The 6296-nt window shown below is 64.5% G+C and carries 9 protein-coding genes and 1 pseudogene; 9 read left to right on the forward strand and 1 reads right to left on the reverse strand.

The features are described from left to right. From Q0Q36_RS24735 to Q0Q36_RS24745, 3 genes and pseudogenes are all read left to right on the forward strand, one after another. A partial coding sequence (locus tag Q0Q36_RS24735) for a hypothetical protein (RefSeq protein WP_293802501.1) occupies positions 1–184 on the forward strand: 184 nt, incomplete at its 5' end. 45 nt (positions 185–229) lie between these two features. Then, on the forward strand, positions 230–727 hold the full coding sequence (locus tag Q0Q36_RS24740) for an Arm DNA-binding domain-containing protein (RefSeq protein ID WP_293802502.1): 498 nt from the start codon (positions 230–232) through the stop codon (positions 725–727). Next, positions 720–916 (forward strand): annotated as a pseudogene (locus Q0Q36_RS24745) (DUF1348 family protein); the annotation flags it as partial. The gene Q0Q36_RS24740 and the pseudogene Q0Q36_RS24745, both read left to right, overlap by 8 nt. A 145-nt stretch (positions 917–1061) precedes the next feature. Here the strand turns inward: Q0Q36_RS24745 and Q0Q36_RS24750 are convergent. Then, positions 1062–1865: a crotonase/enoyl-CoA hydratase family protein gene (locus tag Q0Q36_RS24750; RefSeq protein ID WP_293802504.1), complete on the reverse strand. Its 804-nt coding sequence runs from the start codon at positions 1863–1865 to the stop codon at positions 1062–1064. A gap of 153 nt (positions 1866–2018) precedes the next feature. Here Q0Q36_RS24750 and gcvA point away from each other — a divergent pair, with 153 nt between their 5' ends. From gcvA to Q0Q36_RS24780, 6 genes are all read left to right on the forward strand, one after another. After that, on the forward strand, positions 2019–2897 hold the full coding sequence (gene gcvA / locus Q0Q36_RS24755; protein WP_293802506.1) for a transcriptional regulator GcvA: 879 nt from the start codon (positions 2019–2021) through the stop codon (positions 2895–2897). Positions 2898–2996: 99 nt separating this feature from the next. Beyond that, on the forward strand, positions 2997–3776 hold the full coding sequence (locus tag Q0Q36_RS24760; protein ID WP_293802508.1) for an isocitrate lyase/phosphoenolpyruvate mutase family protein: 780 nt from the start codon (positions 2997–2999) through the stop codon (positions 3774–3776). A 20-nt stretch (positions 3777–3796) separates the two neighbouring features. Next, positions 3797–4399: a LysE family translocator gene (locus tag Q0Q36_RS24765; RefSeq protein WP_293802510.1), complete on the forward strand. Its 603-nt coding sequence runs from the start codon at positions 3797–3799 to the stop codon at positions 4397–4399. Positions 4400–4541: 142 nt separating this feature from the next. Then, a complete protein-coding gene (locus Q0Q36_RS24770) occupies positions 4542–5294 on the forward strand; it encodes a dienelactone hydrolase family protein (protein ID WP_293802515.1) in 753 nt (250 codons plus the stop codon). A 76-nt stretch (positions 5295–5370) separates the two neighbouring features. Beyond that, positions 5371–5694: an antibiotic biosynthesis monooxygenase gene (locus tag Q0Q36_RS24775; protein WP_293802512.1), complete on the forward strand. Its 324-nt coding sequence runs from the start codon at positions 5371–5373 to the stop codon at positions 5692–5694. 81 nt (positions 5695–5775) lie between these two features. Continuing rightward, on the forward strand, positions 5776–6120 hold the full coding sequence (locus Q0Q36_RS24780) for an antibiotic biosynthesis monooxygenase (RefSeq protein WP_293802514.1): 345 nt from the start codon (positions 5776–5778) through the stop codon (positions 6118–6120). Positions 6121–6296: the final 176 nt, after the last annotated feature.

The raw sequence follows: 6296 nt of genomic DNA on the forward strand, positions 1-6296 counted from the left end.
GCATGCGACTGAAAATCGCAGTGTCGGTGGTTCGATTCCGCCCCTGGGCACCATTTATCTTTCCAAAAACATCCGCTCTCGACCAGAATTGATTGAAACGGCAGCGAAATTCGCGGCGGCGCTGTCCATCCGCGCCTTGCTGCGGGTATCCTTGACGAGTTGCAGCCAACCGAATTGCGGGTAGAATCAGCGGGTATCGACGCCTTACCCGCTCGCGGGATACCCGCAGATGGCCCTCACCGATACCGCAATCCGCAATGCCAAACCGGGCGATAAGCCCCGGAAACTCTCCGATGACGACTGGCTTTTCCTTGTGGTGAACCCCAACGGCTCAAAGCTCTGGCGCATGGGCTATCGCTTCGCGGGCAAGGAAAGTGTCATGTCACTCGGAGCCTATCCGGCAGTGACGCTGAAAGACGCTCGGGAGCTTCGTGATAAGGCGAGAGGCCTTTTGCGCGAGGGCAAGAACCCAAACCAGCAGAAGAAGCTGGAGCGGGTCACGCAGGCGCTCACAAATGCCAATACGTTCGACGTGATCTCGGCCGAACTGCTGGCGAAGAAGGAGCGCGAGGCCCCCGCCGACGCCGCCCCAACAAAAACACGCGGGCTGCTTTCGTTCGCCACCCCGCGCTTTGCCGAGCAGGAGGTCATCGAGGCGATCCAACCGCTCCATGACCGCGTGACCCAACTCGAAGCGGAAAACGCCGCATTGCGCGCTCGCCTTTGAGTGGCACGACGACAGTGGCAACTGGTTCCGCTCCCATGGCAACGAGAACTGGGAGTTCTATCAGGATAGCCTGATGCGGCTCCGCTTCGCCTCAACGACGTGCCAATTCGGGAGAACGAACGCAAATATCATTGTCCTCTCGGGCGTCGGCCCGGCGACTATCCGTCGCTGATCGATCTGGGACTATGAGAGAGGAGCCCCTCCCGGCGGTCTGGATTGACAGGGTGGTGTCGGGGCGCTCGCGGTTGGCGATTCTGAGATTAAACCACAGGGCTTTTTCCAAGGCGTCATCACCAGCGGTGACCTCGGTTGCGGCTGTTGTTTCCTGTGGGCGTCAGCGTCCGGCGAACCGGGCCGGCCGGCGTTCGAGAAAGGCGGTGATGCCCTCGCGCACGTCGCTGGTATGGGCCAATTGCGCAAACTGGCCGGCTTCGACCGCGAGTCCCTCGTCGATGGTCAGGTTGATGCCGCGGGTAACGCTCGCCAGGCAGGCGCTGACCGCCGCCGGTGATTTTCCGAGGATCGTCGCCGCGAGCTGCCGCGCCCGCTTCAGGAGCCTGTGAGCGGGCACGACCTCGTTGATCAGCCCGATCCGCACGGCTTCCTCGGCCGAGATCGGCTCACCGGTGAGGATGAGCTGCAAGGCCCGCTTGCGGCCGACATGGCGCGGCAGGCGCTGCGTTCCGCCGAATGTCGGGGGAAAGCCGAGATTGATCTCCGGCTTGGCGAAGCGGGCCTGCCCGCTGGCGATGGCGAGCGGGCAGGCCTCGACGATCTCGCAGCCGCCGCCGAAGGCCAGGCCGTTCACTGCGGCGATGACCGGCTTCGCAAAGTTCTCGATGCGCCGGGTCAGGTCCTGGCCGCGCCCGACGAAGTCCCGCATCGCGGCGGTCACGCCGGCCGCGACGCTGAGCGAGAAGCCGGCGATATCGGCGCCGGCACTGAAGGCCTTGCCGCCGGCGCCCGTCAGGATCACGACGCGAGCGGAATCGTCGCGCTCGATGGCATCGAGCTGCCGCTGGAGCGCATCGATCGTCGCGTAGTTCAGCGCGTTGAGTTTCTCCGGCCGGTTGAGCGTGAGCGTGGCGATGCCGCCGGCCATGTCGATCAGGACGGGGGGTTCTGTCGTCGACGTCATGATCGCGGCTCCTGCCTCTGCTGCGTGGCCGGACGTTGCAATCGTGCTAGCGATCGAACAAACGGATAATCTTCTTCGGCGCATGAGAAAACTTCACCTCGGTGCTTTGCGGCGGAGTGCGTGCGACGACAGGCCCGGCAGGAGGTGAGTGCGATGCGCTCCCGGTTACCCCCGCTGAATGCGCTGCGCCTGTTCGAGGCGGCAGCCCGGCTGTTGAGCTTCAAGAACGCGGCCGAAGAGCTGTTCCTGACGCCGAGTGCCGTCAGTCACGGCATTCAATCCCTGGAGGAATGGCTCGGCGTGCCGCTCTTCCTGCGGACGAGCAAGGGACTTGTACTGTCGGAGGCGGGGCACGCCTATGTCCCGATCGTCCGCCAGGCGCTCCATCTGCTGGCCAGCGGGAGCGCCCAGGTCATCAACAAGCACGGCTCCGGCCAGCTCTCGATCAGCGCGGCGCCGACATTCGCAGCCCGATGGCTGCTGCCGCGGCTGCACAAGTTCCGCGAGCTTCATCCGGAGATCCAGATCGTCATCGACACCTCCCAGAAGCGTGCCGAGCTGTCGGAGGATGGCGTCGACCTCGCGATCCGCATGGGCCGCGGCAACTGGCAGGGCGTCGTCGCCGACAAGCTGGCCGCGCAGGAGCTGGTCCCTGTCTGCGCACCGTCGATCTACGAGCGCCTGCGCGACCTCTCCGATATCGAGCTGGCGCCGACGATCCATGTGACGAGCACCAGCGAAGACTGGAATGTATGGGCGAGCGCGACTGGCCACCCCGCGCCCGATCCGGCGAAGGGGCTCCGCTTCGACACCATTCAAATGGCCTTCCAGGCCGCATGCCAGGGACTCGGCGTGGCGATCGGGCGCAAGCCTCTGGTCAATGCGGAGCTGGCCTCGGGCAGTCTGGTGGAGATCTGGGAACCCGTGCCGAGCCAGGTTTCATACTGGCTCGTCGGCGCGGAAAGTCGGGCGGACGATCCGCGCATCGCCGCCTTTCGAGCCTGGATCCTGCAGGAAAGCACGGCGCCGTGACGTAGATGAATATTGTTCACGCGGACGCCAGTATTACTCGTTTGCCCCGCGCGATAGCGGCTCCCTAAATCCTCTCCTGTCTCGACGGGAGGGCGCCAGTTGGCGATTGATCATTCCAAGAAGAGGGCCCGCTTCCGCGTCCTGCATCAGGATGGGTGCTTCGTCCTGCCGAACCCCTGGGACGTCGCGAGCGCGCGAAAGCTGGAAGAGCTCGGCTTCGAGGCGCTTGGCACGGCGAGCGCAGGCTACGCCTGGTCGCAGGCGCGCGACGGCGGCCAAGCGTCCCCCTACGAAACACTCGACCATGTTCGGGCGCTGTGCGCCGCGACCGATCTGCCGGTCAACGCTGATTTCGAGGCCGGCTATGCCGAGCATCCCGACGGCGTCTACGAAAACGTCCTGATGGCGATCGAGACCGGGGTCGCAGGCCTGTCGATCGAAGACCGTGACGGCTGGGCTCTCCGTCCCTTGCCGGTCGCGGTGGAGCGGGTGCGGGCCGCGCGGCGCGCCATCGATCGCTCCGGTGCGGATGTCCTGCTGATCGGGCGTTCGGAAGGCTATGCCGTCGGCCAGCCTGATCTCGAGGATACGATCCGCCGGCTGGTTGCCTATGCCGAAGCAGGCGCCGACTGCCTCTATGCGCCCGGCGTGAGCGCATTGCCCGACGTCGCCCGCATCGTTGCGGCGGTCCGGCCCAAGCCGGTTAATGTCATGATCGCGAGCGCCGCTCCCGTGGTCGATCTCGCCGCCATCGGCGTCCGCCGGGTGAGTGTCGGCGGCTCGTTGGCGGCCGCCGTCTGGCGAAGCCTCGACACAGCCGCGCACATGTTTCCGATCGCGGAAAGAGCGCCGCCTCGCCCTGAGCGCGCGGCCGAATGATCCAGATATCCCGGTGGTCCATGAGCTTCGATCTTCTCCTCGGCTTTGCCGTCTATGCCTTCGTGACATCGATCACGCCGGGTCCGAACAACACGATGCTTCTGGTGTCCGGTGCCAATTTTGGCTTCCGCTCTACGGTCCCCGCGATCCTCGGCGTCAATCTCGGCTTCTCCGCGATGGTGCTGGCGGTCGGGCTCGGCATAGGCAGCGTCTTCACGGCGTTTCCGATCCTGCACGATCTGCTCCGCTATGGCGGGGTGGCCTATCTCGCCTACCTCGCCTGGAAGATTGCGCGGTCAGGAGCGATGAGCGCGGGAAGCGCCGGCGGACAACCGCTCGGCTTCATCCAGATGGCCGCGTTCCAATGGATCAATCCCAAGGCGTGGATCATGGCGATCGGGGCGGTGGCGACCTACACGCCGCAGGACGGCTTCTTCGCGAACATCCTGATCGTGACGCTGGTCTACCTGGTCATCAATGCCCCCTGCATCGTCGCCTGGGCCGGCATCGGCACGGCACTGCGCGGTGTTCTCGGCAATAGCCGCTTCCTGCACCTCTTCAACCTGGTCATGGCGCTGCTGCTGCTCGCCTCGCTCTATCCCGTTCTGACGCGGGCGGCATGACAAGCATCGACGCGGGCCCCCAAACCGGACGGCTTCCTCGAGAAACGGCAGCGGAGAACACATGCCGAAGCGATCGATGAAACAGGATGATCCGCTTGAGGATTTCAAGCGCCGCGACATCGCTTTCGATGACCTCACCAAGGTGGTATTGGTCGCCGGCGCCGGGCCCGCGGTCGTGGTGATGGCGGAAATGCCGGGCATCAGCCCACAGGTCGCGCGTTTTGCCCGCTGGGTGCGCGACGCAGGCTTCTCCGTATACATGCCGTCGCTGTTCGGCCGGGACGGCGCCGTTCCTAGCGCCGAGGAAGGCGCTGCGGTCTTTCGGCGCGCTTGCGTGAGTGCCGAGTTCCGCGCCATGGCAGCCAATGAAACCAGCCCGGTGACGGGATGGCTGCGGTCGCTGGCGCGGCTTGCACATGGGGAGTGCGGCGGCCCCGGCGTCGGCGCCATCGGCATGTGCTTCACCGGGAATTTCGCGCTGTCGATGATGCTCGAACCCGCGATGCTGGCGCCGGTTCTATCTCAGCCATCTCTCCCGCTCGACGATCCCGCCGGCCTCGAAATCGCGCCTGACGAGATCGAGATGATCCGCAAGCGGCTGGAGCAGGAAGACCTGATCGTCATGGCATATCGCTTCGACGGTGACAGGTTCTGCCCGGCCCAGCGCTTCGCAGCCTATCGACAGGCATTCGGCGATCGCTTCATCGGCCGGGTGCTGCCCGACAGCGCGGCGAATACCGATCTGTCCCCGTTTTTTGAGCGCCATGTCGCGACCCCGCACAGCGTCGTGACGGCCCATCTGATCGACGAAGCCGGTCAACCGACGATCGCGGCTCGTGATGAAATCCTGACCTTCTTCAAGCTGAGGCTCGCTTCCCGGCCGCCCTCCGCATGAGGGACGGCAGGCACCGCAGCGCGAATTCCGCAGCGTCACCGGCACGCAAAGGCAGCACCAGGATGGAGGCATTCCTATGATCGTCACAGTATTGCGCAGCCGACTTAAGCCCGGCGTGCAGGACGAATACGGCCCGACAGCCCGGCGCATTAGCGAGCGGGCGCGGATGGTGCCCGGCTACGTCTCACACAAGGGTTTCGTGGCCGACGATGGAGAGCGGTTGACGATCGTCGAGTTCGCAACCGAAGAGGCGCTGAACCAATGGCGCGTCGATATCGAGCACCGTGAAGCCAAAAAACGCGGCTTCGAGAGTTTCTACAGTGAATTCAAATACCAGATCTGCAGCGTCATCCGGGCGCGAGCTTGGTTGGCCAAGGCGCCGCCCGACACGGCGGGCTGACCCTGTGGGGAGATGGTTCCTGGCCGCCCGCAGCGCGAAGCCGGGGGCCGGGACGTCCTTCAACAACACGAGGAGCAGGACATGATTGCTGTGATCTTCGAGTCGTGGCCGGCACCTGGAAAGATGCAGACCTACCTGGCGCTGGGTGCCCGGCTTGGCCCGCAACTCGAGCGGATAGGCGGCTTCATCTCCATCGAGCGTTTCCAGAGCTTCTCCGATCCGAACAAGCTGCTGGCGCTGTCTCTCTGGCGCGATGAAGCAGCGGTCAACGCCTTCCGCAATTGGAATGTCCATCGCGCAGTCCAGGCCAACAGCCGCAAGGATGTGTTCCTGGATTACCGCCTGCGGGTCGCCGCCGTCTTGCGCGACTATGGCATGACCGAGCGTGCGCAGGCGCCATGCGACAGCCGCGAAGCGCTTGCGTGAATGCTCGCCGAGGGCTGTGCAATCCGGCCTCAGTCGGGTGCAAAGCGCTAAAACTCATCCAATTCTTTACGAGATGCCATCGTGGGAACAGCAACGATGTGGAATGAGACCGAAGCGACGCGATTTGTCAACGGCGGTCGGATTCCAGGCCATCGTGGCGGAGTAAAAGCAGGCCA

This window comes from uncultured Allobosea sp. (assembly GCF_945957345.1).
Lineage (GTDB): Bacteria > Pseudomonadota > Alphaproteobacteria > Rhizobiales > Beijerinckiaceae > Allobosea.

Excerpts from the sequence above, each read along its gene's own strand:
- Q0Q36_RS24740 (WP_293802502.1), top strand. The coding sequence starts at position 230 with ATGGCCCTCACCGATACCGCAATCCGCAATGCCAAACCGGGCGATAAG.
- Q0Q36_RS24750 (WP_293802504.1), bottom strand. The coding sequence starts at position 1,865 with ATGACGTCGACGACAGAACCCCCCGTCCTGATCGACATGGCCGGCGGC.
- gcvA (WP_293802506.1), top strand. The coding sequence starts at position 2,019 with ATGCGCTCCCGGTTACCCCCGCTGAATGCGCTGCGCCTGTTCGAGGCG.
- Q0Q36_RS24765 (WP_293802510.1), top strand. The coding sequence starts at position 3,797 with ATGAGCTTCGATCTTCTCCTCGGCTTTGCCGTCTATGCCTTCGTGACA.
- Q0Q36_RS24775 (WP_293802512.1), top strand. The coding sequence starts at position 5,371 with ATGATCGTCACAGTATTGCGCAGCCGACTTAAGCCCGGCGTGCAGGAC.
- Q0Q36_RS24780 (WP_293802514.1), top strand. The coding sequence starts at position 5,776 with ATGATTGCTGTGATCTTCGAGTCGTGGCCGGCACCTGGAAAGATGCAG.